This is a genomic window from Embleya sp. NPDC005971, assembly GCF_040629175.1.
Taxonomy (GTDB): domain Bacteria; phylum Actinomycetota; class Actinomycetes; order Streptomycetales; family Streptomycetaceae; genus Embleya.
The window spans coordinates 1-1,771 of record NZ_JBEXUX010000180.1 but is presented as its reverse complement, the minus strand read 5'-3'; the positions used below and the strand labels follow the sequence as shown (position 1 = coordinate 1,771).

General features: G+C 72.4%; 4 protein-coding genes. All 4 read right to left on the bottom strand.

What is annotated here, in order from left to right:
• Positions 1–329 (bottom strand): YqaJ viral recombinase family protein (locus ABZ374_RS48440; protein WP_360325219.1); only part of this gene is annotated, 329 nt, incomplete at its 3' end.
• On the bottom strand, positions 326–484 hold the full coding sequence (locus ABZ374_RS48435) for a hypothetical protein (RefSeq protein WP_360325216.1): 159 nt from the start codon (positions 482–484) through the stop codon (positions 326–328). The genes ABZ374_RS48435 and ABZ374_RS48440, both read right to left, overlap by 4 nt.
• Complete coding sequence (locus ABZ374_RS48430) at positions 481–882, bottom strand: hypothetical protein (RefSeq protein ID WP_360325213.1); 402 nt, start codon at positions 880–882, stop codon at positions 481–483. Before ABZ374_RS48430 ends, ABZ374_RS48435 begins: the two co-directional genes overlap by 4 nt.
• On the bottom strand, positions 879–1,771 hold an 893-nt coding region (locus tag ABZ374_RS48425), incomplete at its 5' end, for a phiSA1p31-related protein (protein WP_360325210.1). The genes ABZ374_RS48425 and ABZ374_RS48430, both read right to left, overlap by 4 nt.

Here is a 1,771-nt window from a genome sequence, read left to right as displayed (position 1 = left end):
AGCGTGGCCCGGTGGCGCGGATGCTCGTGGTGCTCGACGATGCCGATGGGCTCGACGACGGATCGACTCCGGCGGGCCCATTCACGGGCGATCGGGTCCTCCAGGACGGTGCCCCAGAAGGCGGGATCGCCCGCGTCGTCGGCGAGTTCGCCGACCTTGTCCAGGTAGACGCGCAGCGGGCTGCCGAAGTCACCGACGCCGAGAATGTCGGGAACGTCGGACGACCCGATGCCCAGTCGACGGGCGGCGAGCCAGGTGTCGCGGTCCGCGTCGGCGTCGAGGACCAGGCGGCCGGTCGGGGTGGCCAGGCGTTCGGCTACGAGGCTCACTCGTCGTCTCCCTCGTCCAGGTAGCGGGGCCCGGGGCATGCCGGGCAGTCCAGGGCCGGGTCGGCGAGGTACACGCCGGTGTCGCGGCAGGTGCGGCAGGTGGGCCCGGGGGCCGCCGCCCCGGGGGGCGGGACGGCGGCGGTCGGGGCGGTCACGCGGGGGTCTCGGTGTGCTCGGGCAGCGCGGTGAGCATCCGGTGCCCGGTGTACGGCTCGCGCGGCAGTAGCACGCCTTGGCCCGGCAGGTCGGGGATCGGCCGCGGCGTCGGGTCGGGCTCCTCCTCGCCGCGCTGCTCGGTGCACACGTACTGCGTGGCCCTCGCGAACAGGCCCTCCGGCGTGCGCGGCCCGTCCAGCCACTGCGCCGGCCGCTTCCCGATCAGGGCGATCAGGATCAGCGGGCAGCCGTCCCCGTCACGACCCTCGCGGGCCGGCTTGTCGTGGATGCAGGTGCCGCAGTTCGCCGCGAACCAGGGGTAGCTCTCGTCGCCGTTCGCGAACGCCGACTCATCGGCGGCCTCGGCCTCCAGCGCGTCGTAGTCGTCGGGGGTCATCGCCCACCGCCCCGCGTCGCGACAGTCGGCCGGATGCGCTGGAGGGGCTCGTGATACAGCCCGATCAGCGACGCCATCGAGTCGCTCGCAGCCGCCGGATCCGCCTGGTCCTGCACCGACGGGTCCGTCAGGCACACCACCTGCGGCGAGCCGTCCTCGTCCCACGTCCCGAGCCACCGCCAGTGGTCACCGGAGGGGTCGCGGAAGTCCCTGGTCAGGTCGTACAGGACGCCCTTGTGGCGCCACGCGGGAGTGAGGTTCGCGGGCGGGGCTTCGACCGCCGGGATCGCGCGGTGCAGGTCGTACCGGCGGATCCCGTCCACGATCGAGTGGCACGCCCACAGGAACCACGGGTCGAAGTCGCGGAAGTTCCACTCCCACACGTCCGAGAACTCGAAGCCCCGGAACTCGAAGTCCCGCAGCAGCCTGCGGGCTTCGTCCTCGTCGCTGAGGTCCCAGTCCAGGACGTCGGCGCGAAGCGCCTTGCCCAGGCCGCGCGGGGCGTCGCCGAAGCGGACCGACTCGACGAAGTGCTCGGTCACGACCTGCCGGAACACGGCCTCGTCGTACACCTCGCACGAGAGCCGGCCGCCCTCGGTCTTCTTCGACCAGTACGACGGGTTGATCCGGCCGCCGTCGGAGCGGAAGAACTTCAACATGTCCGGCAGCCGGGAGAAGATCCACTCCCCGCCCATGTCGCCGCGCACCGCGAGGGACCCCGGCCAGGTGACCAGGTCCCACCAGAACTCGGAGTTGCCCGGGTTGGCGAAGTGGAGGTGCCTGTACAGGCCCTTGTCGTGCAGGACGGTCATCTCGTGCTCGGCCGTCTCGCGGGCGAAACGGGCGGCGATGTCCTCGGTGCTCACGCGGCACCGCCCGACTCGGCCGC